We start from the raw sequence: 24,049 nt of genomic DNA, 5'->3' as shown, positions 1-24,049 counted from the left end.
TCTAGCGACGGTACCGCTTCGCGCTTTCACGTGAAAGCTCCACGCGGAGCTTTCACGTGAAAGCTCCGGTCAGACCAGGTCGATGCGGTGCTGCGTCACCGGGTAGCCGGCCTTGGCGAACGCCTTGGCCATCGGGACGTTGCCGACGTCGGTGCCCGCGACGATCTTCTCGGCGCCATATCCGACGAGATCGTGCGTGGCCTCGACCACCAGGTCGTAGGCGTAGCCGTGACCACGCTGCTCCGGCACGACGGCGACGTACCCGACCACCGGGTCGTAGGCGTTGCGGCTCGGCAGGACGAGCCCGACCAGTTCGCCCTCGGGCGTGTACGCCAGCCGCCACCAGTCCCGCGGCGCCGGCATCCACAGCATGATGTCGAGGTCTTCGCGCGCGGCCGCGTCGAGCCCGTGCTCCTCGATCGTCTTGCGCACGTGCGCGTCGAGGCTGCCGACGTGCACCCGCTTGAAGACGTCCAGGAACACGTCGTCGTCCGGTTCGGGCCGGAAGACGAGCCGGCCGGGTCGTTCCGGCAGGCCGTTCTCGGGCGTCCAGCAGAACCGGTAGCGCTCGACCAGCTTGCGGTAGCCCGCCTTCTCGGCCGCCTCGACACGGATGGTGACCTCGTGCGCGACGTCCGGGTCGTCCTGCCAGCCGGGCGGCGTGGTCAGGGCGTACTCCGCGCGCAGCGGCACCCTCTTCAGCAGCTCGACGCCCGCGTCGAAGTCGGTGAAGTCGAACCAGTCGAGCGCGATCGGTTCCGCGTCCTTGGGGGTTCCCCACCACGCGGCCCTCGCCACGACGACGTCATCGCGCAGCGCGACCCAGACCCACTCGGGCCGGTACTCGCCCTTGGCGGCCATCTCGGCGAAGTCGTTGCCGAACAGCTTGCGGCCGACGAGACCGCGGTCGGGCAGGGAGGTGAACAGTGTTTCTTCGCCCGCTTCGAGCGGGCGCACGACCAGATCGGTCATGGAAGTCCTTCCGGGAGTACGCGCTCCCGGTCAGAGACCCGGCACCCTCGAGGCGAGGTGGGAGCGCGTGATCGATTGCGTGATCATCGGACCCACCTCCCTTTCGCTCGTTCCGGGGTGCGCGGCTGAAGTTAGGGGCTCCCGCGCCGCGCGTCAACGTATTTTCTGGAGGACGACGCGCGTGCTCAGCCGGGGCTGCGCGTAGGAGTGCGAAGCCTCCAGGACGTACTCGCCGGCGATGTGCTGCCAGCCGTCTCGCCAGACTTCGGCCGACCGCGGCCGGATGGCGATGTCGGTCTCGACGGCCTCGCCGGGCCCGGCCTCGATGCTCGCGAAGCCGGCCAGCCAGCGCGGCGGCCGGTCACCGCGCTCGGTCGGGGCCAGGTAGAGCTGGACGACTTCGCGGCCCTTGCCCGTCCCCGAGTTGCGGACGCGCACCCGGACGCGCGCGCCGCCTTCGTCGTCCGGGAAGACGTCGAGCTCCTCGTAGACCCAGGTCGTGTAGCCCAGGCCGTGGCCGAACCAGTACGCGGGTTGTGTTTCGGTGCGCGCCCAGGCGCTGTAACCGATGTACACGCCTTCGCCGTACTCGAGGACGCCTGCTTCCGGCGTGACGTTGGTGACCGGCGCGTCTTCGAGCCGCGCCGGCCAGGTCGTCGGCAGGCGGCCGCCGGGCTCTTCGCGGCCGAGGAGGACGTCGGCGAGCGCGTCGCCGCCGGCCTGGCCGGGGAACCAGGTGAGCAGTACCGCGGCGACGTCGTCGCGCCACGGCAGCTCCACCGGGGAGCCGGCGTTGACGACGACCACGGTGTTCGGGTTGGCCGCCGCGACCCTGGTGACGAGTTCGTCCTGCCTTCCCGGCAGCGCCAGGGAAGTCCGGTCGAAGCCTTCGCTCTCGACCTCGGCGGTGGTGCCGACCACGACGATCGCGACGTCCGACTTCCCCGCCAGGGCAACGGCTTCGTCGAGGGCGGCGTCCGGGTCGAGGACCGGGCCGCGGTGGCCGAGCGCGAAGGTGACCCAGGCGAAGGTGCCGCGGGCGAACTCCGCCATCTCCGACGGGATCCAGTACGTCAGGCGGACGTCGACGAGTTCGCCCGCGGTGAGTTCGACCTCCCGGCGCTGCTCGATCACCTGCATGATCGACGTGAAGACGTCACCGCCTTCGGGCAGGTTGACGCCGTCGAAGAGGGTCTGGCCGGCGACGTCGAGGCGGAGGTCGCCGGGTCCGGTGACGGCGAAGGTGTGCGTGCCGGTTCGCTCCGGCAGGTAGGTGCCTTCGATCTCGACCGACGCGAGCGTGGCGATGTCGAGCCCCTTCGGCAGCTCGCCGATCCAGTTGATTTTGGCTTCCCTGAGCGGAAATTCAGCCAATCGGGTGCCGTCTGCCGCCTTGGCCGTCGCGCGGAGCCGGAAATTGTCGGTGGCCGGCGGTAGCGTCGTTCGCGGATCGGCACCGATGGCGAACGCGAGGTCGGTGCCCGGGGGAACGGCCTTCCGGAGGCCGTCGAGAGGGGAGACGATGTGATCGGGGAACACGGTGGCGCTGCCGCCGCCGAGGATCTTGGGGTCCGCGGCCAGCGCGCCGATCAGGGCGATGCTCTGCGGTTCGCGCAGGGGCAGCAAGCCGGTTTCGTTGCTGAGCAACACGAACGACCGGTGCGCGACCTCGCGCGCGATCGCTTCACCGTCCATAGTGGACCGTTCAGCGGCCGGGCTGCCGCCGAGCGCGCCGGTCCGGTGAGCCAGCAGGAGCACGCGGCGCACCATCTCGTCGACGACGTCTTCGTCGACTTCGCCGCCGCGCACGGCTTCCGCGAGCCGGTCCCCGAAAACCGTGCGGGGCCCGGGCATCGCGACGTCGAGGCCGCCGTTGGCGGAGGCGACGGTGTCGCGCGCGGCCAGCCAGTCGGAGACGACGAAGCCGTCGAAGCCCCATTCGTCGCGCAGCACGCCGTTGAGCAGTCCGGCGTGCTGGGTCATCGTGGTGCCGTTGACGCTGTTGTAGGCGGCCATGATCCCCCACGGCTTCGCCCGCCGGACGATGAGTTCGAACGGCGCGAGGTAGAGCTCGCGCAGAGCGCGTTCGCCGACGTGGACGTCGGCGGTGAAACGCTCGGTCTCGAAGTCGTTGGCGACGAAGTGCTTGACCGTGACGGCGACCCCGCCGTCCTGCACGCCGGTGACGTAGCCGGCGCCGATCATCCCGGTGAGGAGGGGATCTTCCGAGTAGCACTCGAAGTGGCGGCCGCCCAGGGGCGAGCGGTGGAGGTTGACGGTCGGGGCGAGGAGGACGTGCACGCCCTTGCGGCGGGCCTCCTGCGCGAGCAGCCGGCCGGCGCGCACGGCCAGGCGCGGGTCCCAGCTCGCGGCGAGGGCCGTCGGGCTGGGGAGCGTCGCCGAGGGGTCGTCCGGGCTCCACCGGACGCCGCGGACGCCGACCGGGCCGTCGGAGAGCACCAGGGAGTCCAGGCCGATCCGCGGGACCGCGGGCAGGCTCCAGACGTCCTGGCCGGCGAGCAGGTTCGCCTTGGCGTCCAGGTCGAGCTCGGCCAGCAGCGCGTCGACGTCGAAGCTCATGGGCACGTACTCTACCTGGCGATGGGTAGTGAACGTTACATTCCCGTGACAGCCAGTCCCGTAGGCTCGGGATCATGACCCGGGCCAGGGGCGCCGACCGCCGAGCGAGCATCGTCCGAGCGGCGTTCGAAGTGATCGCCGAACGCGGCTATCGCGGCACCTCGCTCGCGGCGGTGGCCGACCGCGTCGGGCTGACCCAGCAGGGGCTGATGCACTACTTCCCGACGAAGGAGGACCTGCTGGCGGCGGTGCTGGAGACCCGCGACGAGTGGGACCTGCTGCACTTCGGGCACGCCCCGCAGGGCGACGAGTCGGCGATGACGGTCAACCAACTGGCCGACCTGGTCGACTACAACGCGACCCGGCCGGGGATCGTCCAGACGTACACGGTGCTGTCGGCGGACAGCGTCACGGACGGCCACCCGGCGCGCGACTACTTCCACGACCGGTACGAGCGGGTGCGCGCGGGCATGACCCAGATGCTCGAACGCCACCGCGACGAGCTCCCCCCGGGCGCGACCCCGGAGCAACTGGCGCCGATCGCGATCGCGGTCCTGGACGGGTTGCAGCTGCAGTGGCTCCTGGACCCGGCGGAGGTCGACATGCCGGCCGGGTTCCGCACATTCCTGACGCTGCTGGGCATCAAGCCGGACTGACCTCAGCCCATCCCCACGCTCTGCCGCTCCACCGAGATCAGTGCCACGACCCGCTCCTGCTCACGCGGGTACGGCTGCCCGATGTACTTGGTCGCGATCCGGTCGATGATCGCCCAGCCCGCGTCGCCGTCGATCCACTTCTCCACCCGGCCGCGGATGATCACCGGCTCGAACGGGTTGTCGACGGGCGTCAAGGACAGGGCCACCCGCGGGTCGCGCTGCAGATTGCGGGCCTTGCGGGAGTCCGGGCCGGTCATGATCGCGATGTGGTCGCCCTCCGGGTCGACCCAGATCGGGATCGAATGCGGGGCGCCGTCGGGCAGGAGTGTGGCGAGGTGACCCACCACGGTGGTCTCGAGGATGCGGCGAACGTCAGCGTTGATCATGGCGATCTCCTTCAGTCGACTGCGTAGTGGAGGTGGGTGACACCGGGCGCCGCGACAGCTTCGATCAAGCGGAGCCGGATGTGGGACGGCAGCTCCTGGAAGAACGACCGCCCGCCGCCGAGCAGCACGGGCACCTGGTGGAGGACGATCTCGTCGACCAGACCCGCCGCCAGCGCCGACGTCAAGACCCCGCCGCCCATCAGGCCGACATCCTTGCCGCCGGCCGCCTCACGCGCGGCCTCGATGGCTTCTTTGACGTCGCCGAACAGGGCCTGCCGCTCGGTCAGCTCCGGCGCCGGCCGGTGGCTGAGGAGGAAGAGCGGGGCGCCCGGGTGCGGGCTGCCGCCGCCGAAGTGGTCCGAGTCCTCGTAGGTGTTGCGGCCCGCCACAACGGCGCCGACGCGACCGGCGAGGCCGTCGAAGACGCGGGCGCTCGGCTCGCTGAGCTTGAAGAAGTCGAACACCCGGCTCTGCGTGTCGCCGTCGGTGTACCAGTCGAACAGCGTGCCGCCGTCGCCGAGTCCGTGCCCGGGGCCCGCGTCGCGGCCGGTGATGTACCCGTCCACCGACACCGCGTGGGCGCTGAAGACCTTGCTCATCGCCGCGATCCTTTCCGAGTTCCTTGAGGAGACTCCAGAACCGTAACAGCTCACGTTCCCTAAGGGAACCCCGAATGCTAAAGTGGCCTCATGCAGCGCACGAACTTCAGCGAGCTGGCCGCGTGCTCGATCGCGCGCACGCTCGACGTCATCGGCGAGCCCTGGTCCCCGCTGATCCTGCGGGACGTCTGGGTCGGGATCAGCCGGTTCGAGCAGATCCAGGCCGACCTCGGCATCTCGCGCAAGGTCCTCACCGAACGCCTGAACCACCTCGCCGACCAGGGCATCGTCGAGCGGCGGCCGTACGATCGGCGGCCGCGCTACGAGTACGTCCTGACCGAAAAGGGCACCGAGCTCGTCGACATGCTCATGGTGATGACCCGCTGGGGCGACAAGTGGCTCGCGGGCGAGGCCGGCCCGCCGGTGCTCTACCGGCACCACGCGTGCGGCGAGATCACCACCGTCGACCTCCGCTGCACGCACTGCGGCGAGTCGATGCACGCACGCGACATCGACCCGCTCCCCGGTCCCGGCGCGGCGAACTGACCCTCAGAGCAACCGCGGCTGGGCCACGGCTTCCCGTAGCCGCCGCAACGTTCGCAGCGTCGTTTCCAGATCCTCCTGGGACACCGATCGCGCCACGTCCTCCGCCCACTCGACCTGCGCCGCCCCCAGCTCGCGCAGCGCCTCCTTCGCCCGCCGCGTCACCGACAGCAGCGGCGCCCGCGCGTCGGCCGGGTTCGGCAGGCGGTCGAGCATTCCGTTGCGCAGCAAGCGGTTCACCGTCTCCTGCACGCTCTGCCGGCGCAGCCCGCGGCGGCGCGCCACCTCCGCCGCGGTCGCCGGGCCGTCCTCGAGGAAGCCGAGGACCTGCCACTGCGCCGCCGTCAGCCCGACCGGCTCGGTCAGCGCGTCGCCCGCCGCCAGGAAACCGCCGTTGCACGCGAAGACCGCGTCGATCACCCGGGTGAACGTCTCGGCTCGAGGGGACCACATGCGTGCTAGTCTCGCACATCGACAGGTACCTGTCGAAACGGAGACGACCATGGACATGCCCGCCCTCGGCCCCGCACACGAGGCCCTGAAGGCCTTCGCCGGCGACTGGACCGGCACCGAAGACCTCGCCGCCTCACCGTGGGCGCCGGCCTCGACCGCGCGTGCCGGCTGCGAATACCGCTTGGCGCTCAACGGCTTCGCGCTGGTCCAGCACTACCGCCACCGCGAAGACGGCTCGGAGTTCCTGGGGCACAACGTGTTCACCGTCGACCCGCAGACCGGCGAGACGCTCTGGTACGGCTTCGACAGCTACGGCTTCCCGCCCGAGTCACCCGCCCGCGGCGACTGGACCGGCGCCACGCTCGTCCTGGACAAGAAGACGGCTCGAGGGGTGGCGCGGCACCGGCTCACCCCGGACGGTGACACCCTGACGCACGAAATCGACGTCAAGGTGGGCGAAGACCGCGAATTCAGCCCCTTCCTGCGCGCGCGGTACACCCGGGAAACGGGGTAGGAGGAGCAGGCGACGCCCCTGGCAGCTCCGAAATTGTCGGACCCCCGGAGTAGAGATGGAGGGGTGCGCAGATCCGCCGGAACACCCCAGGACACCACGGAATCGCCCCCGCTGATCGGGGTCGAGAACCTGAAGATGCCCGAATGGGCGCGCGTCGACGAACGCGTGGCCGACGCCGGGTTCGGCCAGGCCGTGCGCGCGCTGCCGGCCGCGATCGCCGTCGTACTGCGGCTGGCTTGGCGGACGTCGCCGCGGCTGACCTTGATCGCCGGTTTCGTCCACGTCGTCTCGGGCTGCGTCACGGCGTTCGGGCTGCTCGCCACCGCGAACGTCTTCACCGCGCTGCTCGAACAGGGCCCGACCCCGGAGCGGGTGCTGCAGTCGCTGCCGGCGATCGCCGTCGTCATGGGTTCGTACGCGGCGCGCGCGTTGCTCGACGCGGCGGTCGCGGCCGTCGAAGGGGCGCTGCGGCCGCGCGTCACCGCGGCGGCGGACGACGCGGTGACGGCGTCGGTCGTGCGCGTGGGGCTGATCGCGTTCGAGGACGCGGACTTCCGGGAACTGGCCAGGCAGGGCGCGCGGTTCGGCGTCCGGTCGATCGAGACGAGCCTGCGCCGGGTGGCCGACCTGACGTCGTCGGCGATCTCGCTGGCGGCGGCGATGCTCACCGCGGGCCTGCTCAACCCGTGGCTGGCGCCGGTGCTGCTGCTCGCCGCGGCCGCCGACGGCTTCGCCGCCGCGCGCGTCGCGAAGCTGAACTACCGGCACTTCATCGACACGGTCGGGCGCAACATCCGCAAGTCGGTCGTCGAGGAGGTCGCCACCTGGCGCTCGATGGCCCTCGAACGCCACGCGCTGACGCTGCAGGAGCCGTTGCTCGGCGAGTACCGGCGCATCTCGCGCAGCCTGACGCGGGAGGAGGTCCGGCTGGCGCACCGCAGCAACCTGGTGCGCACCACCGGCCGGGCGGCGGCGGGGTTCGGCACCGCCGTGGCGTACCTGGTGCTCGGCTGGCTGCTCTACTCCGGCGGGATGGAGCTGGCGCTGGCCGGCACGGCGGTGCTGGCGATGCGCACGGCGTCGACGGCGCTGTCCAACACCATGCGCGCGGTCAACTCGCTGTACGAGGACTCGTTCTACATCGGGTTCTACAACCAGCTGCTGGTGGAGTCGGTGAAGCTGCAACCGCCGCCGACGGCGGTGGCCGCGCCCGCCGACCCGGCCGAGATCCGGCTGGAGAACGTCACGTTCACCTACCCGGGCCGGGAAAGCCCGGCGCTGCGGGACATCTCGCTGACGATCCGGCGCGGCGAGGTGGTCGCGCTGGTCGGCGAGAACGGCTCGGGCAAGACCACGCTCGGCAAGCTGCTGACCGGGCTCTACCCACCGGACGAAGGCGTGGTGCGCTGGGACGACGTCGACCTCGCGCACGCCGACCCGGCGTCGGTGCACGCGAACATCGCGGTGATCGCGCAGGAACCGGCCGAGTGGCCGATGACGGCGGCGAACAACATCACGGTGGGTCGCCTCGGCCGCGCCGACCCGGACCACCGGGCGTGGCGCGAAGCGGTGGACTACTCGGGCGCGGACGAGGTGATCGAGTCGTTGCCCGCCAAGGAGAAAACGGTGCTCTCGAAGAAGTTCGACGAGGGCCACGACCTGTCCGGCGGCCAGTGGCAGCGCATGGGCATCGCCCGCGGCATCTACCGCGACGCATCGGTCCTGGTGGCCGACGAACCCACGGCGGCGCTCGACGCCCGGGCGGAGGCCCGGGTGTTCGCCGGCCTCCAGCACGCGAGCACCTCCCACGACGGCCGCCGCACGACGGTCCTGGTGACGCACCGGCTGGCCAACATCCGCTCGGCGGACCGGATCCTGGTGCTGGAGAAGGGAAAGCTGATCGAGCAGGGCACCCACGACGAACTGATCCACGCGGGCGGCGTGTACCACGAGCTGTACGAAATCCAAGCGCGCGCGTATCGCAACGGCACGGAGGTCCCGGCGCCCCGAGTCACGGGCACGCCGAGTGAGCCCTCGTCGGCACGCCCCGCGCCGGAGACACCGGAGAGATTGCCGTGAAAGCCCGCTTACCGTCCAAAGCGGACGCGCCCGGGAGTACTCGCCGCTGCCGGACGAGCGGACTCTCCGGCACGCCGAGCAGGGCGTACTCCGCGAACGGGCGTCACCCCGCACCCGGCCAGCGGATTTACCCCCGCCGACCTCGCGAGGCAGACTGGCCTGCCCAGCCCGTGGAGGCACGATGCGTCAGCTCACCGCCCTGGACGTGCAGTTCCTCAACGCCGAGTCGACCACCACGACCGGGCACGTCGGCGGCCTCTCGATCCTCGACCCCTCGACCGCGCCCGGCGGAAAACTCACCCTCGACGACCTCCGCGAACTCATCGGCTCGCGGCTGCACCTCGCGAAACCGCTCCGCTGGCGGCTTCTCCCCGTGCCGCTCGGGCTCGACCACCCCTACTGGGTCGACGATCCCGAGTTCGACCTCGAGTACCACGTCCGCGAGATCGCTCTCCCCGCGCCGGGTGACGAGCGGCAGCTCGCCGAGCAGATCGCGCGGCTCACCGCGCGGCCGCTCGACCGGCGGCGGCCGCTGTGGGAGGCCTACCTGATCCACGGCCTGCGGGACGGCAACGTCGCCGTCTACACGAAGGTCCACCACAGCGCCATCGACGGCGTCTCCGGGGCCGAGCTCATCGGCGTGCTCATGGACACCACCGCCGAACCACCACCCCCGAAACCGCCGAAGACACCGCAGAAGGAGCCCGTCCCGACTCCCGTCGCACTCGCGCTGAACGGCACGAAGAAGCTCGCGCTGCACCCCGTCAAAGCCGCGTTGCAAGTACCGAAACTGCTGCAGCACATCGACGAAGTCCCCGGCCTCGGCCGCTACCCCGGCGTCGGGCTGCTCGCGAAGGCCGGCAGCGTGCTCAACCGCGTCACCCGCCAGGGCTCCGGCCGCCACGAAGCCGACCGGCCACGGCTCGTCGCGCCCGACACGCCGTTCAACGGGCCGATCAGCCCGCACCGCCGCTTCGCGTACGGCTCGCTGCCCCTCGACGAGGTCAAGCACGTCAAGAACGTCTTCGGCGTCACGGTGAACGACGTCGTGATGGCGTTGTGCGCGAGCGTGATGCGCCGGTGGCTCGTCGACCACGACGCCCTGCCCGGTCAGCCGCTCGTCACGCTCGTCCCGCTGTCCGTGCGCACGCCCGAGCAGGCGAAGGACGCCGGCAACCAGGTTTCGGTCATGCTCGCGCCGCTGCCGACGCACCTCGCCGACCCCGCCGCGCGGCTGGCCGAGGTCACCACGGCGATGGTCGCCGCGAAGCAGCGCTACCAGCCGCTGCCGGCGTCGTGGCTGGTCGACTTCAGCGGGATGCTGCCGGCCGCGCTCGGCGGGCTCGCCGCCCGCGCCACCATGCGCTTCCTCGGGGCCACCGCGCCGGTGGTGAACCTCGTCGTGTCGAACGTCCCCGGGTCGCAGAGCCCGCTGTACCTCGCGGGCGCGCGGCTGCTCGCGAACTACCCGGTGTCCGCGATCACCGACGCGAGCGGCGGCCTGAACATCACCGTGATGTCCTACGACGGCAAGCTGGACTTCGGGTTCGTCGCCTGCCGCGAGCTGATCCCGGACGTCCGGGACCTGATCGACCACCTGCACGACGCGCTGGCCGAGCTGACGAAGCTGGCCGCCGAGCACACCCGGGAGGCCTGATGGCGGAGCAGGTCGCGGACGTCGGCGGCGTCGAGCTGTGCCACGAGACGTTCGGTGACACGGGAGGCCGGCCGCTGCTGCTCGTCATGGGACTCGGCGCGCCGATGATCTGGTGGGACGAGGAGTTCTGCGAATCCCTTGCCGCACAAGGGTTCTCCGTCATCCGGTTCGACAACCGGGACGCCGGGCGGTCGAGCCGGATGCGCGGCCGGGCCAACCTCGCGCAGGCGTACCTGCTGCACCGCGCGCCGTACTCGCTCGCGGACATGGCCGCCGACGCCGCCGGGCTGCTGGACGTGCTGGGCGTCCCGGCCGCGCACGTCGCCGGGGCGTCGATGGGCGGGATGATCGCGCAGACCCTGGCCATCCGGCACCCCGAGCGGGTGCTGTCGCTGACGTCGATCATGTCCAGCACCGGCGGGCGGCTGGTCGGCCGGCCGAGCGGCAAAGCGATGTCGATGCTGCTCGGCGCACCGCCGCGCAGCCGCGCCGACTACGTGGAGATGCTCGTGCGGACGTTCCGGCTGATCGGCTCGCCGGGCTACCCGTTCGACGAGGCGCGCATGCGGGACCGCGCCGAGCGCACCTTCGACCGCGGCGTCCACCCGGGCGGCACGCTGCGCCAGCTCGCGGCGATCATGGCCGAACGCGACCGCGGGCCGCGGCTGCGCAAGGTCCGGGTGCCGGCCCTGGTGGTGCACGGCGCGCGCGACCCGCTGGTCCACGTCTCCGGCGGCCGCGCGACGGCCCGCGCGATCCCGGGCGCGGACCTCGACATCGTCCCCGGCATGGGCCACGACCTGCCGCGGGCAGTGTGGCCGCGGGTGGTCCGGGGCATCACGCGCATCGCCGACCGTGCGGAAACACCGATCTCGCGTGATTGAAGACGGAACTCGCGTGATTGGGCGCGTATCTCGCGTGATTGGGCGCGTATCTCGCGTGATTGGCGGGGCATCTCGCGTGATTGGCGGGGCATCGCGGCTTACGACGAGAGGGTGATCGAGCCCAGGTGGGAGAAGTGGGCCGCGACGCGGGAACCCGGGCGGACCGGGACCGCGTCCGTCATGCCGCCGGTCAGGACCAGCCAGCCCGGCTCCAAGGCCAAGCCGCGCGCGCCCAGGGCGTTCGCCGCCAGGGCCAGCGCTTCGGCCGGGTGGCCCTGGACCGCCGCGCCGGTCGCCGTGTCGACGATCTGGCCGTCGACCTCCAGCAGCGCCGCTTCCAGGGACAAGTCCAGCGAAGACGGCGGGAGGCCTACCGGACCCACGCTGAAGTAGGCCGACGAGCCGTTGTCCGCGACGGCGTCCGGCAGTGTGAAGCGGTAGTCGGTGTACCGGCTGTCGATGACCTCGATGCCGCCGTACACGCGGTCGACCGCGGCCAGCGCCGTCGCGGCGGTGACGCCGGGACCCGCGAGACGACGACCCAGCACGAAGACCAGCTCAGGCTCGGCCCGCGGGTGGATCAACGAAGGCACGGGGACTCCCGCCGGCAGGACCATCGCGTCCGTCAGCCAGGCCAGCAACGGCGAGTCGATGCCCATCCGCTGTTGCTTGGCCCGGGACGTCAGGCCCAGCTTCAGCCCGACCAGCGTCTCGCCGCGGGCCCGCCGCAGCCGCAGGGCCTCGTCTTGGATCGCGTACGCCGTGTCGACGTCCAATCCCGGCCAGTCCTCCGAGAGCGGCGAACGCTCCGAAACCGTCCCCAGCAGCGCAGCGGCCGCCTCGCGCACGTTCACGATTCCTCCGAAGCAGGAGCGAAGACTGCGGTGACACTGCCGAGCCCGGCGATCGTCGCGACGATCGTGTCGCCCGGCGACACCGGGATCGCCCGGGTCATCGACCCCGGCAGCACGACGTGCCCGGGTTCGAGGGTGACCCCCAGCGGCCCGACGGTGTTCGCCAGCCACACCAGCGAGTTCAGCGGCGAGCCGAGCACCGCGCCGCCCGCGCCCGTCGCGGCCACCGAACCGTTCTGGTACAGGATGCAGCCGGCCAACCGCAAATCCACGGAGCCCAACGCCGTCGGGCTGCTGCCCAGCACCACGCCGCCCGACGACGCGTTGTCGGCGATCGTGTCGAACAGCGAGATCTTCCAGTCCTGGATCCGCGAGTCGACGATCTCCAGCGACGGCAGCACGAAGTCGACTGCCCGCACCGCGTCGGCGACCGTGACACCGGGGCCGCGCAGCGCCGAGCCGAGCACGAACGCGATCTCCGGTTCGATCCGCGGCTGCAGGAACGCCGACGTCGGTATCGCCTGGTGCTCGAGGTGGAACATGCTGCCGGTGAGGTGCCCGTAGTCGGGCTGGTCGACGCCCATCTGCCGCTGCATCGCGGCGGACGCGAGCCCGACCTTGTGCCCGCGGACGGCGTCACCGCCCTCGACCCACCGCCGCACCTGCTCCTGCTGGATCCGGTACGCGTCCTCGACCACCGCATCCGGGTAGGTCTTGATCAGCGGCTCGATCGGTTCTCGGGTCGCGTAGGCCCGCGCCAGTACGGCGGCGGCCTCCTGCACCTTGCTGACGTCCACGCCGGGGACTCTGCCGTGAGCGCACCCCGCGCACAAGCCTCGGCGTTCCGCCCAGTGGACCTCTCGCCAGTCAACCTCTTGCGCGCGAGATAATTCGGGCGTACCGTTCAGGGCACCACCAGGAAGGGACGTGAGGGACATGGCACCGACCCAGGCCGAGGTCACCAAGCTCGCCGAGGTCCGCGACGAGCTGCGCGAGCGCCACCTGCGCCCGGCCGCCGAGCGACCGGCGACGAACGGGCGCGGCATCCACCACACCGCGCTGATCTCCAGCGACGTCGAGCGGACCATCGGTTTCTACCAGGACATCCTCGGCTTCCCGCTCACCGAGCTGATCGAGAACCGCGACTACCCGGGCTCCAGCCACTTCTTCTTCGACGTCGGCAACGGCAACGCGGTCGCCTTCTTCGACCTGCCCGGTCTGGACCTCGGCCCGTACGCGGAAGTCCTCGGTGGACTGCACCACCTGGCCCTGTCCGTCACGCCCGAACGGTGGAGCGCGATCAAGGACAACCTCGACGAGGCCGGCGTGCAGTACCTGCTGGAGAGCAAGACCTCCATCTACCTGTCCGATCCGGACGGTGCCCGCGTCGAGCTGATCTCCGACCCGCTCGGCGAGATGTACGGCGAGAAGATCGGCTGAAAACGTGTTCCGGGCGCCGCGCGCCGTTTAGCCTGTGCGCGACGCCTGGAGGTCCCATGTCCGATTGGACGCTCTCTCGCGCGAAGGCGCGGCTCGATCACCGCGAACGGCTCGACGAGCTCAGCGCGCGCACGCGGTTCGAGGTCCGGCTGCACCTCAACGAGCCGATGACGAACGGCGCCTACGACGAGCTGACGAGCATCTTCGCGATCGGGCACGGCGAGTGCGCCGCGCTGCTTGCCCACCAGCGGCTGCTGCCGTGGTGGGAGCGCTCGCTCCTGCACCGGTACGCGCGGCGCCTGCACGGCAAGGCGATCACGCGCAGTGTCGGCGTGGTGCCCGCGGAGGTGGCGCCGCAGGCGGCCCGCGCGTTCGGCGCCGAGATCGCCGAACTGGCTCCCGACTCCGGGGACACCGGTGCGAAGTACGACCTCCAGGGCCGGGGCCTGCTGACGGTCTTCCGCATCGCCATCGGCGCCAAGGGCGGGGTCTGGGCGGACCGGCACGAGGTCTCGACGACGTCCGCCCGCAACATCCTCACCTGCGCCGCGACCTTCGGCCGCCGCAAGCCGTGGCACGTGATCTGGCCCGTCTACCGCGTCCGCGGCCTGCGGCTCTGGAAGCTTTGACGCCCGCCGCGCGTTCCCCCGGTATGAAAGCAGAGGAAATCCTCGAGGGCGCGAAGACCATCGCCGTCGTCGGCCTGAGCCGCGACCCGGCCAAGGCGGCGCACGGCGTGCCCGCGGTCCTGCAGGCGCACGGCTTCCGGATCATCCCGGTGCACCCGAGCGCGACCGAACTGCTCGGCGAGAAGGTCTACCGGTCGCTGAAGGACATCCCGGAGCCGGTCGACATCGTCGACGTCTTCCGGCCGTCCCCCGAGGCACCCGGCATCGCCCGCGAAGCCGTCGAGATCGGCGCGAAGGCGCTGTGGCTGCAGCAGGGCATCGTCTCCGCCGAAGCGCGCCGCATCGCCGAGGAAGGCGGGCTCGAGTACGTCGAGAACCGCTGCACCGCCGTCGTCCGCGCGACGGCCGCGATCTCGAAGAACTAGACGGGAGGACAGTGCTCACCACGACGTTGCAGATTCCCACCGCGGACGGCCAAGCCGACGCCTTCGCCGCCTTCCCGGGCGAGGGCGGGCCGCACCCGGGGGTGCTGATGTACCCCGACGGCTTCGGGATCCGTCCCGTGCTGCGGGACATGGCCCGCGAACTGGCCGGGCACGGGTACTACGTGCTCGTCCCCAACGTCTTCTACCGGACCGGCCCGACCCCGGTGCTCGAGCTTCCCGAGCACATCGGCGAAGAAGCTCGACCCGCGATCTTTGCGCGGCTCATGCCGCTGATCGAGGCCCACACCACCGAACGCGTCCTGCGGGACGCCGACGCCTACCTCCGGTTCCTCACCACGCGGCCCGAGGTCGGCGCCGGACCCGTCGCGGTGACCGGCTACTGCATCGGCGGCCTCCTGGCGACGCGCACCGCCGCGGCCCACCCCGACCAGGTGGCCGCCCTCGCCGCATTCCACGCCCCGGTGCAGGCCGCCGGACCCGACCTGCACCGGCTCACCGCCCGGGTCCACTTCGGCCACGCGGAGACCGACCTGACGCCCGAGGCGCTCGGCGAACTCAACCGGACCCTGGACGCCGCGGGCATCGACTACACGTCCGAGATCTACCCCGGCACCGTCCACGGCTTCACGATGTCCGACACCGACGCCTTCGACCCCGCCGCTCTCCGGCTGCACTGGGATCGCTTGCTGCCGCTGCTGGCCGAAAACACCTAGGCCGACGCTCCGAAGTGGACGATGCGGTGGTTGCCGGTTTCGGCGACCCACACACCGCCCCTTCCGTCGTCGGCGACGTCACGCGGTGAGCTGATCGGCTCGGTCGTGTCGGTCAGCGCCGCGCCCGTGCGGGTGTCGAACCGCGCGACGCGCCGGTGTCCGGCGTCGTCCACCAGCAGCCGGCCGACCGGGTCCAGCGCAACGGCGCGGGGCCGGGCGAAGCCCCCGAACTCGCGCACGAACCCGCCCCACCACGAGAACTGCACCACGCGGCGGTTGCCGGTGTCGGCGACGTAGACGTTGCCCGCCGCGTCGACCGCGACCCCTTCCGGTGCGTTGAGCCGCCCGGACAGCACGCGCACGAGCGCGCCGTCGCGGGTGAACGCCTGCACGCGGTCGTTGCCGGTGTCGGCCACCCACACGCGTCCGCGCACGTCGACGGCGATCCCGGACGGCGCGCGGAACTGGCCCGGCCCCGAGCCGGGCCCGCCGAAAGCGCGCGGGAGCGCCGCGACTTCACTGGTGGCCACGAGGTCAGGATCGCCGACCGTGAGCCACGGCGGCCAGTACCGAAAAGAGTGTTCAGCGACTGTTCCGCCGTCGCTCACCAGCTCCACCGCGTGCAGGTCCGCCGCTCCAGGAAGCTGTACGCGGGCAGCGGCCCGAGCCAGTCGGCCTGGACGCCGCCACCGCGGGCCAGCCCGGTGACCGCGTCGCGGACGACGAGCAGATCGCCCATCCCGATCAGGAACGCCCACCGCTCGTCGGCGGACTCGCCCGCCGGCAGCGACACCGAATCGCGGGCGCGTTCGGCGACCTCGCTCAGCAGCACGTCGGAGCGCGCCGCCCGCCAGGCCGAGCCGGGTTCGGTGAACCGCAGGCAGACGTGCACCTCGGCCAGGCCGTCGAGCCGGTCGAGGTCGGCGCGGTAGGTGTCGGCCGACGGCGCCAGCACCTCGTCCCGGACGGCTTCCTCGTCGTCGGCGACGGTGCCGAACCGGACCGGCAGCACCGGCCCGCCCTCGACGAGCGCGGACACCACCGCCAGGTGCACCGCCGGATCGGGCTCGGGCTCGCCGACGACCATCGCCAGGTCCTCCCAGCACACCGTCCGCGGCGCCCGCGGGTGCCCGGCGCGCACGACGCCGTAGAGCTGCAGCGTCACGGCTGGTCGACCGGGATGGCCGGCTCGACCGGCACCGCCACCGCGGGCGTCGGCGGCGGGGGCGGGATCAGCCCGGTCGTCTGCCCGAGACCCTGGGAGATCTGTCCGGGCACGGGCGTGTTCTGCAGCCGCTGCATCGCTTCGAGGTAGCGGATGAACGTGTCGACGCTGGCGATCACGATCCGCGCCTCGATCGCCAGCAGCTCGATCCCGATCACCGACACCCGCACCGAAGCGTCGATGACGAGTCCCTTGTCGAGCAGGATGTCGAGCGTGTCGGCGAGCCCGCCACCGGTCTGTCCCGGTCTGGTCACTTAGATCCTTTCGTCGAGGGCCGCGCGGATCTCGGCGAACCGGAGCTCCAGCGCGATCAGGGACTGGCCGAGGTCTTCGACCTGGTCGTCGGTGAGGGTGCCGGCGTCGAGGCGGCGCAACGCCTGCCTCTCCAGCACCTCCTTGAGGACGTCGAGCACGGTGACGACCAGGTGGCCGAGCCCGCGGCCCGCGTCGGCGGGGATCCGGACGGGCTCGCTCATCCTTCGAGCCCGAGCAGCAGCAACCGCAGGTCGAGCCGCACCAGGTCGATGCCGGCGAGCGAGATGATCACGTCACCGGTCACGACGGCACCCCGGTGCACGACCCGGTCGAGCAGGTCGGCGACGGCTTCGGCGGCGTCAGCCATCCGCCGCCACCCCGAGCTCGACGTCCGTGAACGAGTACGGCGGCCACGGGCCGCTCGTCTCCACCGTCGCCCCGGCCTGCCGCAGCTCGCGGGCGAACCACTCGAACTCCGCGTGGAACGCCGCCTCCCGGCCCTCGGCCACGAGATAAGCCGTGTTGACCAGCACGCCGTGCGGCCGCGCGCGCCCGAGGTGATCGGCAGCGTGCCGGCGCAAGGCCTCTTCGAGCCGGCCGGCCACGCCCACGACGTCTTCGCGGGCCCGATCGATCGCCTTCAGCCGTTCCCGGCGGCGGACGAGGTACTGCGTGCCCGACAGGCCCGCGGGGTCCGGGCGGGTGGTCGCGGCCGGCTCGACGTGCCGCACGCGCACACCCCATTCGCGGTGGCCCTCGACCTCGTCGAGGCAGCTCCGGGCCTGGTCGTAGGTGACCTCCAGGAGGCGCTTCACGGACGCTTCGCCGTCGAGGACCGTGCCGAACCGCAGCGGCAGCACGGGTTCGTGGCGGAAGACCGCGCGCACGACGGCGTCGTGTTCGCGGGCCAGCTCGGCCAGCGTGCCGTCGACCGGGTCGAGCGTGTCCATGCGGTCGAAGCGCGCCGGAGTCACTTCGGAGACGACCACACCCAGGTCGCGGTAGCCGACGAGCCGGGGCGCCGGACCGAGGTCCAGCCCGGCCCGGTTGCGGGTGATCGCGTACGCGCAGAGCCAATCGCGGGTGCTCACCGCAGTGCGTCCCTCCTGCCCGGAACCCGGGCCTCGAGTGCGGCGACACGCGCCGCCAAGTCCAGCTTTTGACCGGCACTGTCTTCCAGCTCTTCGCGCGCCGCGTTCGGCGAGAAGAACGGGTCGTTCGTCCACCAGTCCATGCCCATTTCCCGGGCGGTCTGGGCCGAAGCGATGAACAGCCGGATCCGCAGCGTCAGCAATTCGACGTCGACGATGCTGACGCCGATGTCACCGGCTATCACGACACCCTTGTCGAGCACGCGTTCCAGAATGTCCGCCAATGAATCGGACGAAGCGGCCAATCGTGTCACTCTTCCTTTCAGGAATCGGTGGCGCCGCGCGTGAACCGCCGGAGCCGTTCGCACGCGATGAGCTCACCGGCGGCGTCGAGGTCCACTCGGTAGGTGGCCATCACGCTGGTGGAATCTGGGATCCGGGCCAGCTCGACGACGTCGACGAGCACGGACCAGCCCCCTTCGGCGCGGGTCCGAAGCCCGGTCACGGCGTGCGGGGCCAGCCCCGTGACCACGCCGAACTGGGCCGTCGCTTCCCGGATGGCATCGGCGGCGCGCAGCCGGGAAACGGATTTCTCAGAGCTTTCCGGGACATTGTTGTTTTGGGCAAGGAACGGCTTCGGCGATTCCGTCATCGCTTTCCTGGTCTCGGGTGGGTGCCCACCGTAGCAACGGGCACAACCGCCCGCAGATGAGCTACGACACGGTATTTTTCACCGGTTCGCGGGAACGAATGGGCTCTCTGCGGCAACCAGCGGCGGCAAACGGCCCAGTACGGAACGCCCAGCGGAACCAATTCCCGGATTCCGCCCGGCATATCACGATCGAGTAACGTCCACGAGCCGGTACCCGACGCCCCGGACCGTCTCGATGGTGCGGGTGCCGAACGGGACGTCGATCTTGCGCCGCAGGTAGCCGATGTAGACCTCGACGACGTTCTCGTCGCCGTCATAGTGCGCGTCCCAGACGTGGCTCAGGATCTCGTTCTTCGTCAGCGCCGTGCCCGGCCGGCGCAGCAGGAACTCCAGCAGCCCGAACTCCCGCGCGGTCAGCTCGATCCGCTGTTGTCCTCTGTGGACGGTGCGGGCGGAGGGGTCGAGCCGCAGGTCACCCGCCTCCAGCACGGCGGGGCGGGCCGGCGCGCCGCGGCGCAGCAGAGCGCGCAGCCGGGCGATGAGGACGACGAAGGAGAACGGCTTCGACAAGTAGTCGTCGGCGCCGAGGTCGAACGCGTCGGCTTCGTCGTACTCGCCGTCCTTCGCGGTGAGCATCAGCACCGGCGTCCAGTTCTCCGCCGCGCGCAGGCGCTTGAGCACCTCGTAGCCGGACAGCTCGGGCAGCATGATGTCGAGCACGACGACGTCGTACTCCTGCTCGGTGGCCCGCCAGAGCCCCTCGCGACCGGTGTGCGCGACGTCGACGGTGAACCCCTCGGCGACCAGGCCGCGCCGCAGCGTCTCCGCGAACTCGCGCTCGTCCTCCACGATCAGCAGGCGCACTACTCCTCCTCCGGCAGTTCGAGCACCGGCAGCTCGAGCACGAACCGCGCGCCCGGCTCGTCCGACGCGCGGTAGCGCGCCCGGCCGCCGTGGCGCGCCGCGATGCCCGCCACGATCGGCAGGCCCAGCCCGGTGCCGCCGTGCCCGCGCTGCCGCGACGCGTCGAGGCGGACGAACCGCTCGAAGATCCGTTCGCGGTCGGCTTCCCCGACGCCCGGGCCGTCGTCGCTCACCTCGACGACGGCGAGGTCGCCGCGCACCGAGCTGGCGACGCGGATGCGCGAGCGCGCGTGCCCGCGGGCGTTGTCGACCAGGTTCCGCACCGCCCGCCGCAGCTGGGCCTCGCTGCCGCGCACCTTCGCGGGCCCGGCGCGGACCTCGACGTCCAGCGCGCACTCGCCGCGGACCCGCTCGGCCTCGGCGCGGACGATGTCGTCGAGGTCGACCTCGGTGCGCGACGGCCGGTCGGTCGTGTCGTCGGTGCGGGCGAGCATGAGCAGGTCGTCGACGAGCTCGCGCAGCCGCGCGGTCTCCCGGCCGATCACCGGCACCAGGTCCCCGGTGCTTTCCGGGTGCCGCCCGGAGACGTCGAGCGCGGTGCTGATCGTGGACAGCGGCGAGCGCAGCTCGTGGCTGGCGTCGGCGACGAACCGCCGTTGCGCCGCCTGCGCCGACGCGAGCCGGCCGAGCATCTCGTTGAGCGTCACGGCCAGCCGGTGCACCTCGTCGCCACCCGGCGGCAGCGGGACGCGGGCGGCGAGGTCGCGCGTCGAGATCTCGGCGACGGTCCGGCGCATCCGCTCCACCGGCCGCAGCGCCGAGCCGACCGCGCGGTAGACCGCGAGCCCGGAGATCGCCAGCAGCGGGATCGCGATCAGCCCGAGCAGCAACGTCAACCGGGTCGAGGCCTCGGTCACCGGCTCCAGCGAACGCGCGGAGACCACCGTGTACGGGCCGCCCGGCCCGTTGACCTGCTGCGACACGACGCGGTAGTCGTCGCTGTCGCCGTTGAGCCCGAGCGGGAGGGTCTCGATGGCCTCCTGCCCGACCGCCGGGCGGGCGGCGGTCAGCGGCGGGTGCCCGACGATCGCCGGGTCGCTCGCGATCGGCACGCCGCGCGCGTTGAGCACCTGGGTGACGGCCTCGGTGTCACCGGTGCTGGCGACGTCGGACGCGCTGAGGTCGCGCGCGCCCTCGCGGACGAGCTGGATGGCGACCTGGCGGCCGGTGCTGCGCGCACTCTCGGTGACGCTGCGGTCGAGCGACTCTTCGAGCAGCAGCACGACGACGACGCCCGCGGCGGCGATGGCCAGCGCGAGCGCGAAGACGGCCACCGCGGTGGTCCGCATCCGGACACCGGTCGCGGCGATCACGCTGCCCAGGTTCACCAACGCAGCGTAACCGCGGCGGGCCGCCATCACGACGTCCGGCGGCGGCGCGTAAGACGTTCGCCGCGCAGGCGCTCGACCTCGGGCAGCTCCAACGGCGGCAGCGGGTGCCCGGCCGTCCAGGTCAGCAGGAGGTCCGCCAGCGCGGGGTTGCGGGCGAGCGCCGGGCCGTGCAGGTACGTGCCGACGATGTGGTCGGTCACCGCACCTTCGGTGCCGTCGCCGTTGCCGGTACCGCGCACGACCTGCCCGAGCGGTTCGCTGCCGGTGCCGAGCTTGCTGACGCCGAGGTGGTTCTCGAACCCGGTGAGCGGCGCTTCGTCCAGGAGCCCCGAGGACGTCGCGACCAGTTCGGAGACCGCCCGCCGCTCGCCGGGTTCGGTGGTGACGTCGAGCAGGCCGAGGCCGTCGTGGTCGACGCCGTCGAGACCGCGGAAGCGGGTGCCGAGCACCTGCAGGCCGGCGCAGACGCCGAAGACCACCGCTTCGGGCGTCAGGGACCGCCGGTGCTTCCGCAGGTGGGCCGCGGCCAGGACCTGCGCGCCGTCCTCGCCGCCGCCGAGCAGGTAGAGGTCCAAAGTGGACGGTACCGGCTCACCGAGCCCGACCGGCACGACCTCGGCCTCGATCCCGCGCCAGCGCAGCCGCTGGCACAGGACCTGCGCGTTGCCGGTGTCGCCGTAGGTGCCGAGCACCTCGGGCAGCAGGAGTCCGATGTGGACGATCGAGTCACGCACCGGGCAGCCTACCGACCAGCTCGCGGAAGGCGGTGTAGTTGGCGACCAGCTCGACGCCGCCGGGCGGCAGCGCGTCGATCGCGGCGACCGGGTCGGGCTCGGCCCAGTGCGCGACCTCGGCGTAGCAGAGCCGCACGGCGAGGTCGGCCCCGCGCTCGCCGGTGACGACGACCTGGCGGCCGCGCAGCCGTTCGAAGTGCACGTCCCAGAGCCAGGACAGGTCGCGGCCGTCGGCTTCCTGGGCGTTGACCGCGACGACGACCGGGGTGTCCTCGTCCAGCACGCGCAGCGTCTCGACCCAGCCGGCCGGGTTCTTGGCCAGCATCAGCCGCACGGAGTGCCGCGACCGGCGGATCGTCCGGTAGCGGCCGCCGATGTCGGTGATGGTCCGCAGCCGCGCGGTGGCGGTGTGCGGCGGCACGCCGAGCCGGTGCGCGGCAGCGAGCGCGAAGGCGGCGTTGGCCCGGTTCGCGTCGCCGGGCAGCCGGAGGTCCAGGTCGACTTGACGACCGCCGGGCGTGCTGACGAGGTCGCCGTCGAGGGTCCAGGTGGGCTCGGGGCGGGCGAGGCCGCAGGCGCAGCTCCAGTGTTCTTTGGCGTGTTCGATCAGGCCGTCACAGCGGGGGCAGGCGGTCGAGTCCCCGGTCCAGCGGCGGCCGGTACCGACCCAGAGCGGTCTGGCGGCCGCGGTCGCCGCGGAGGTGACGAGAATGTCGTCGCAATTGGCGACAATCGTGGTTTCGGGATGTCCGCCGATCGCGGCGCGCAGATCGCGTTCGGTCGAGCGCACCTCGCCGACGCGATCGAGCTGGTCGCGGCTGAGGTTCAGCAGGACGAGCACCGCGGGTTCCAGTTGTTCGGCGACCCAGGGAAGGTAGGTCTCGTCGACTTCGAGAACGGCGTAGGGCGCTTCCGGGCTGGCGGTCAGGGCGCCCAGGATCCCGTCGGGCATGTTGGCGCCGTCACTGTTGGCGGCTACCTCGGCGAGGGCTTCGAGCGCTCGCGTGATCATCAGGGCGGTCGTAGTTTTGCCGTTGGTGCCGGTGACGAGGACGACGGTGCGTTCCCGGCCGAGCCTCTCGAGGGCTTTCGGGTCGAGCGCGAGCGTGACGCGGCCGCCGATGACGCCGCCTTGGCCGAGGCCGGCGTTGCGGGAGAGCCAGGCGGTGATCCGCCCGGCGGTCACGGACGCGCGGGTACGGAGGGGGCTTCGGACGGACACCGGCTGGATGGTGCTCGGTGGGCGCTGTGAGTTTGCTGAGTCCGTGACTCGGCCCACCCGGCCCGCGCCGGCGGCGCCCGTCGAAACGTCTTGAATGACTCATTCAGGTCTTCGGACGTCCTGAATGACTCATTCAAGACGTCCGGGCAGCGTCTCTACTCCCTTCACCGCCGATTCACGAATATGAACCACCCTCGTCGAACTTGTCGAACGAGCCCGTCAACTCCTCCGCAACCGCCATAGGTAGGAAACTTAACCATCGGAGGTTGTACCAATTAGCCTGCGCAAGTAACCGCATTATCCGAGTCTTCTCCTGAGACGTTTCAAGATCTTCCCCACATACATCGGAGGTGTTACCGTCCAACCCCATCCAGCGGAAATGCGTACCGCTGAGCGGAAACGGGAACGTCCAACGGAGGGCCACGTGGGACCGGAGCGCGCACTGGAGAACAGCGGAACCCTCGAACGCGGACTCGCGGTGCTCGAGCACGTGGGTCGGCACCAGGAGATTTCCACCAATGCGATCGCGCGGCAACTGGGGCTTTCCCGCAGTGCCGCCTACCGCATCGTCGGCACCCTCAAGAGCCTCGAATACCTCGAAGCCGACCAGGTCACCGGCCGGGTCAGGCTCGGGACGCGGCTCGTCGAACTCGGTGCGCGGGCCATGGCCGCCACCGACCTGCACCGCTGCGCGCCGCGGTATCTCGCGTCGCTCGCCGAACGGTCCGGGGAGACCACGTACCTCGCCGTGCCCGACAACGACACCATGGTCTACGTCGCCACCGAACGCAGTGCCAGCGCCGTCACCCTCGCCTGCCGCCTGGGCACCCGCCGCCCGCAGCACGCGACGTCGCTCGGGAAAGCCTGGCTCGCCGCGCTGCCCGAGGCCGACCGGGCCGAGCGCGTCCGGCGGATGAAGCTCGACTCCCTGACGCTCAAGACGATCAACGACCCGCTCCGGCTGCTCGACGACCTCGCGCGGACCTGCCGCCGCGGCTGGGCGATCGACGAGGTCGAGAACGAGCCGGACGTCGGGTGCGTCGCCGCCGCCGTGCGTGACCACTCGGGACGGCCCATCGCCGCCATCAGCATCGCCGGGCCGGCGCCGCGCGTGCTGCGCCGCCTCGACGAGCTCGGTGCCTCCGTGGCCGGGACCGCCGCCGCCCTGTCGCTGAGGCTCGGTTACGTACGAGGGCAAAGGGGCTGACCC

30 protein-coding genes are annotated in these 24,049 nt (G+C 71.5%); 11 read left to right on the top strand and 19 right to left on the bottom strand.

The window, feature by feature from the left end; genetic code table 11:
• Positions 1–69: 69 nt before the first annotated feature.
• Entirely contained in the window at positions 70–972 is a 903-nt protein-coding gene (locus AB0M59_RS50020; RefSeq protein WP_364630308.1) for a GNAT family N-acetyltransferase, read from the bottom strand.
• A gap of 153 nt (positions 973–1,125) precedes the next feature.
• Positions 1,126–3,552, bottom strand: coding sequence for a glycoside hydrolase family 3 C-terminal domain-containing protein (locus tag AB0M59_RS50015; RefSeq protein WP_364630305.1), 2,427 nt, complete (start codon positions 3,550–3,552; stop codon positions 1,126–1,128).
• Between the two features lie 74 nt (positions 3,553–3,626).
• Between AB0M59_RS50015 and AB0M59_RS50010 the strand changes: the two genes are divergently transcribed.
• Positions 3,627–4,208 (top strand): TetR/AcrR family transcriptional regulator, encoded by a 582-nt coding sequence (locus AB0M59_RS50010; RefSeq protein WP_364630302.1) that lies wholly within the window; start codon positions 3,627–3,629, stop codon positions 4,206–4,208.
• A 2-nt stretch (positions 4,209–4,210) separates the two neighbouring features.
• Here AB0M59_RS50010 and AB0M59_RS50005 read toward each other — a convergent pair whose 3' ends face one another.
• Together AB0M59_RS50005 and AB0M59_RS50000 are read right to left on the bottom strand one after the other, a co-directional pair.
• Positions 4,211–4,594: a PPOX class F420-dependent oxidoreductase gene (locus AB0M59_RS50005; RefSeq protein ID WP_364630299.1), complete on the bottom strand. Its 384-nt coding sequence runs from the start codon at positions 4,592–4,594 to the stop codon at positions 4,211–4,213.
• Between the two features lie 11 nt (positions 4,595–4,605).
• Entirely contained in the window at positions 4,606–5,193 is a 588-nt protein-coding gene (locus AB0M59_RS50000; RefSeq protein WP_364630297.1) for a dihydrofolate reductase family protein, read from the bottom strand.
• Between the two features lie 90 nt (positions 5,194–5,283).
• On the opposite strand from AB0M59_RS50000, the gene AB0M59_RS49995 reads away from it, so the two are divergent.
• Entirely contained in the window at positions 5,284–5,739 is a 456-nt protein-coding gene (locus AB0M59_RS49995) for a helix-turn-helix domain-containing protein (RefSeq protein WP_364630294.1), read from the top strand.
• 3 nt (positions 5,740–5,742) lie between these two features.
• Here AB0M59_RS49995 and AB0M59_RS49990 read toward each other — a convergent pair whose 3' ends face one another.
• The gene (locus tag AB0M59_RS49990) at positions 5,743–6,189 is read right to left on the bottom strand and encodes a MarR family transcriptional regulator (protein ID WP_364630291.1); all 447 of its coding nucleotides are present in this window, start codon (positions 6,187–6,189) and stop codon (positions 5,743–5,745) included.
• 49 nt (positions 6,190–6,238) lie between these two features.
• Between AB0M59_RS49990 and AB0M59_RS49985 the strand changes: the two genes are divergently transcribed.
• From AB0M59_RS49985 to AB0M59_RS49970, 4 genes are all read left to right on the top strand, one after another.
• Positions 6,239–6,703, top strand: a complete 465-nt coding sequence (locus AB0M59_RS49985; RefSeq protein ID WP_364630288.1) for a DUF1579 family protein — start codon at positions 6,239–6,241, stop codon at positions 6,701–6,703.
• A 135-nt stretch (positions 6,704–6,838) separates the two neighbouring features.
• A complete protein-coding gene (locus AB0M59_RS49980) occupies positions 6,839–8,782 on the top strand; it encodes an ABC transporter ATP-binding protein (protein WP_364630328.1) in 1,944 nt (647 codons plus the stop codon).
• Positions 8,783–8,963: 181 nt separating this feature from the next.
• On the top strand, positions 8,964–10,439 hold the full coding sequence (locus AB0M59_RS49975) for a wax ester/triacylglycerol synthase family O-acyltransferase (RefSeq protein ID WP_364630285.1): 1,476 nt from the start codon (positions 8,964–8,966) through the stop codon (positions 10,437–10,439).
• Positions 10,439–11,323, top strand: a complete 885-nt coding sequence (locus AB0M59_RS49970) for an alpha/beta hydrolase (protein ID WP_364630282.1) — start codon at positions 10,439–10,441, stop codon at positions 11,321–11,323. Before AB0M59_RS49975 ends, AB0M59_RS49970 begins: the two co-directional genes overlap by 1 nt.
• Before the next feature lie 98 nt (positions 11,324–11,421).
• Here AB0M59_RS49970 and AB0M59_RS49965 read toward each other — a convergent pair whose 3' ends face one another.
• Together AB0M59_RS49965 and AB0M59_RS49960 are read right to left on the bottom strand one after the other, a co-directional pair.
• Entirely contained in the window at positions 11,422–12,177 is a 756-nt protein-coding gene (locus tag AB0M59_RS49965; protein WP_364630279.1) for a fumarylacetoacetate hydrolase family protein, read from the bottom strand.
• Positions 12,174–12,974, bottom strand: coding sequence for a 2-keto-4-pentenoate hydratase (locus AB0M59_RS49960; protein WP_364630276.1), 801 nt, complete (start codon positions 12,972–12,974; stop codon positions 12,174–12,176). Before AB0M59_RS49960 ends, AB0M59_RS49965 begins: the two co-directional genes overlap by 4 nt.
• Before the next feature lie 139 nt (positions 12,975–13,113).
• Between AB0M59_RS49960 and AB0M59_RS49955 the strand changes: the two genes are divergently transcribed.
• From AB0M59_RS49955 to AB0M59_RS49940, 4 genes are read left to right on the top strand one after another with little or no spacing between them, the layout of a single operon-like run.
• On the top strand, positions 13,114–13,617 hold the full coding sequence (locus AB0M59_RS49955; protein ID WP_364630273.1) for a VOC family protein: 504 nt from the start codon (positions 13,114–13,116) through the stop codon (positions 13,615–13,617).
• A 56-nt stretch (positions 13,618–13,673) separates the two neighbouring features.
• Entirely contained in the window at positions 13,674–14,246 is a 573-nt protein-coding gene (locus tag AB0M59_RS49950) for a hypothetical protein (RefSeq protein WP_364630272.1), read from the top strand.
• 23 nt (positions 14,247–14,269) lie between these two features.
• Complete coding sequence (locus AB0M59_RS49945; protein WP_364630269.1) at positions 14,270–14,671, top strand: CoA-binding protein; 402 nt, start codon at positions 14,270–14,272, stop codon at positions 14,669–14,671.
• Positions 14,672–14,682: 11 nt separating this feature from the next.
• The gene (locus AB0M59_RS49940; protein ID WP_364630266.1) at positions 14,683–15,405 is read left to right on the top strand and encodes a dienelactone hydrolase family protein; all 723 of its coding nucleotides are present in this window, start codon (positions 14,683–14,685) and stop codon (positions 15,403–15,405) included.
• Here the strand turns inward: AB0M59_RS49940 and AB0M59_RS49935 are convergent.
• The 12 genes from AB0M59_RS49935 to AB0M59_RS49880 form a co-directional block, all read right to left on the bottom strand.
• Complete coding sequence (locus AB0M59_RS49935; protein ID WP_364630263.1) at positions 15,402–15,935, bottom strand: NHL repeat-containing protein; 534 nt, start codon at positions 15,933–15,935, stop codon at positions 15,402–15,404. The genes AB0M59_RS49940 and AB0M59_RS49935 overlap by 4 nt on opposite strands.
• Before the next feature lie 74 nt (positions 15,936–16,009).
• Positions 16,010–16,570: a GvpL/GvpF family gas vesicle protein gene (locus AB0M59_RS49930; RefSeq protein ID WP_364630260.1), complete on the bottom strand. Its 561-nt coding sequence runs from the start codon at positions 16,568–16,570 to the stop codon at positions 16,010–16,012.
• A complete protein-coding gene (gene gvpJ / locus AB0M59_RS49925) occupies positions 16,567–16,884 on the bottom strand; it encodes a gas vesicle protein GvpJ (RefSeq protein WP_364630257.1) in 318 nt (105 codons plus the stop codon). Before gvpJ (AB0M59_RS49925) ends, AB0M59_RS49930 begins: the two co-directional genes overlap by 4 nt.
• The gene (locus AB0M59_RS49920) at positions 16,885–17,106 is read right to left on the bottom strand and encodes a gas vesicle protein K (RefSeq protein WP_364630255.1); all 222 of its coding nucleotides are present in this window, start codon (positions 17,104–17,106) and stop codon (positions 16,885–16,887) included.
• The gene (gvpJ, locus tag AB0M59_RS49915) at positions 17,103–17,252 is read right to left on the bottom strand and encodes a gas vesicle protein GvpJ (RefSeq protein WP_364630252.1); all 150 of its coding nucleotides are present in this window, start codon (positions 17,250–17,252) and stop codon (positions 17,103–17,105) included. Before gvpJ (AB0M59_RS49915) ends, AB0M59_RS49920 begins: the two co-directional genes overlap by 4 nt.
• Positions 17,245–17,976 (bottom strand): GvpL/GvpF family gas vesicle protein, encoded by a 732-nt coding sequence (locus AB0M59_RS49910; protein ID WP_364630249.1) that lies wholly within the window; start codon positions 17,974–17,976, stop codon positions 17,245–17,247. Before AB0M59_RS49910 ends, gvpJ (AB0M59_RS49915) begins: the two co-directional genes overlap by 8 nt.
• Positions 17,973–18,290, bottom strand: a complete 318-nt coding sequence (locus AB0M59_RS49905) for a gas vesicle protein (protein WP_364630325.1) — start codon at positions 18,288–18,290, stop codon at positions 17,973–17,975. Before AB0M59_RS49905 ends, AB0M59_RS49910 begins: the two co-directional genes overlap by 4 nt.
• Before the next feature lie 8 nt (positions 18,291–18,298).
• Entirely contained in the window at positions 18,299–18,628 is a 330-nt protein-coding gene (locus AB0M59_RS49900; RefSeq protein WP_364630246.1) for a gas vesicle protein, read from the bottom strand.
• Positions 18,629–18,811: 183 nt separating this feature from the next.
• Positions 18,812–19,492, bottom strand: a complete 681-nt coding sequence (locus tag AB0M59_RS49895; protein ID WP_284746845.1) for a response regulator transcription factor — start codon at positions 19,490–19,492, stop codon at positions 18,812–18,814.
• Positions 19,492–20,880: an ATP-binding protein gene (locus tag AB0M59_RS49890; protein WP_364630243.1), complete on the bottom strand. Its 1,389-nt coding sequence runs from the start codon at positions 20,878–20,880 to the stop codon at positions 19,492–19,494. Before AB0M59_RS49890 ends, AB0M59_RS49895 begins: the two co-directional genes overlap by 1 nt.
• Before the next feature lie 29 nt (positions 20,881–20,909).
• Positions 20,910–21,617 carry a glutamine amidotransferase gene (locus tag AB0M59_RS49885; RefSeq protein ID WP_364630240.1) on the bottom strand — a complete coding sequence of 236 codons (708 nt, stop codon included), beginning with the start codon at positions 21,615–21,617 and terminating at the stop codon, positions 20,910–20,912.
• Positions 21,610–22,839 carry a MurT ligase domain-containing protein gene (locus tag AB0M59_RS49880; RefSeq protein ID WP_364630237.1) on the bottom strand — a complete coding sequence of 410 codons (1,230 nt, stop codon included), beginning with the start codon at positions 22,837–22,839 and terminating at the stop codon, positions 21,610–21,612. Before AB0M59_RS49880 ends, AB0M59_RS49885 begins: the two co-directional genes overlap by 8 nt.
• Before the next feature lie 424 nt (positions 22,840–23,263).
• On the opposite strand from AB0M59_RS49880, the gene AB0M59_RS49875 reads away from it, so the two are divergent.
• On the top strand, positions 23,264–24,046 hold the full coding sequence (locus AB0M59_RS49875) for an IclR family transcriptional regulator (RefSeq protein ID WP_364630234.1): 783 nt from the start codon (positions 23,264–23,266) through the stop codon (positions 24,044–24,046).
• Positions 24,047–24,049 lie beyond the last annotated feature (3 nt).

Source organism: Amycolatopsis sp. NPDC051371, from assembly GCF_040682155.1.
Taxonomy (GTDB): domain Bacteria; phylum Actinomycetota; class Actinomycetes; order Mycobacteriales; family Pseudonocardiaceae; genus Amycolatopsis.
Note: the sequence above shows the minus strand (reverse complement) of the source record. Positions and strands in the feature narration are given on the sequence as shown.

Coding starts and splice junctions, on each gene's coding strand:
- AB0M59_RS49970 (WP_364630282.1), top strand. CDS start 10,439: ATGGCGGAGCAGGTCGCGGACGTCGGCGGCGTCGAGCTGTGCCACGAG.
- AB0M59_RS49995 (WP_364630294.1), top strand. CDS start 5,284: ATGCAGCGCACGAACTTCAGCGAGCTGGCCGCGTGCTCGATCGCGCGC.
- AB0M59_RS50010 (WP_364630302.1), top strand. CDS start 3,627: ATGACCCGGGCCAGGGGCGCCGACCGCCGAGCGAGCATCGTCCGAGCG.
- AB0M59_RS50015 (WP_364630305.1), bottom strand. CDS start 3,552: ATGAGCTTCGACGTCGACGCGCTGCTGGCCGAGCTCGACCTGGACGCC.
- AB0M59_RS49945 (WP_364630269.1), top strand. CDS start 14,270: ATGAAAGCAGAGGAAATCCTCGAGGGCGCGAAGACCATCGCCGTCGTC.
- AB0M59_RS50005 (WP_364630299.1), bottom strand. CDS start 4,594: ATGATCAACGCTGACGTTCGCCGCATCCTCGAGACCACCGTGGTGGGT.
- AB0M59_RS50020 (WP_364630308.1), bottom strand. CDS start 972: ATGACCGATCTGGTCGTGCGCCCGCTCGAAGCGGGCGAAGAAACACTG.
- AB0M59_RS49990 (WP_364630291.1), bottom strand. CDS start 6,189: ATGTGGTCCCCTCGAGCCGAGACGTTCACCCGGGTGATCGACGCGGTC.
- AB0M59_RS49920 (WP_364630255.1), bottom strand. CDS start 17,106: ATGAGCGAGCCCGTCCGGATCCCCGCCGACGCGGGCCGCGGGCTCGGC.
- gvpJ (WP_364630252.1), bottom strand. CDS start 17,252: ATGGCTGACGCCGCCGAAGCCGTCGCCGACCTGCTCGACCGGGTCGTG.
- AB0M59_RS49975 (WP_364630285.1), top strand. CDS start 8,964: ATGCGTCAGCTCACCGCCCTGGACGTGCAGTTCCTCAACGCCGAGTCG.
- AB0M59_RS49985 (WP_364630288.1), top strand. CDS start 6,239: ATGGACATGCCCGCCCTCGGCCCCGCACACGAGGCCCTGAAGGCCTTC.
- AB0M59_RS49900 (WP_364630246.1), bottom strand. CDS start 18,628: ATGACGGAATCGCCGAAGCCGTTCCTTGCCCAAAACAACAATGTCCCG.
- AB0M59_RS49980 (WP_364630328.1), top strand. CDS start 6,839: ATGCCCGAATGGGCGCGCGTCGACGAACGCGTGGCCGACGCCGGGTTC.
- AB0M59_RS50000 (WP_364630297.1), bottom strand. CDS start 5,193: ATGAGCAAGGTCTTCAGCGCCCACGCGGTGTCGGTGGACGGGTACATC.
- AB0M59_RS49950 (WP_364630272.1), top strand. CDS start 13,674: ATGTCCGATTGGACGCTCTCTCGCGCGAAGGCGCGGCTCGATCACCGC.
- AB0M59_RS49955 (WP_364630273.1), top strand. CDS start 13,114: ATGGCACCGACCCAGGCCGAGGTCACCAAGCTCGCCGAGGTCCGCGAC.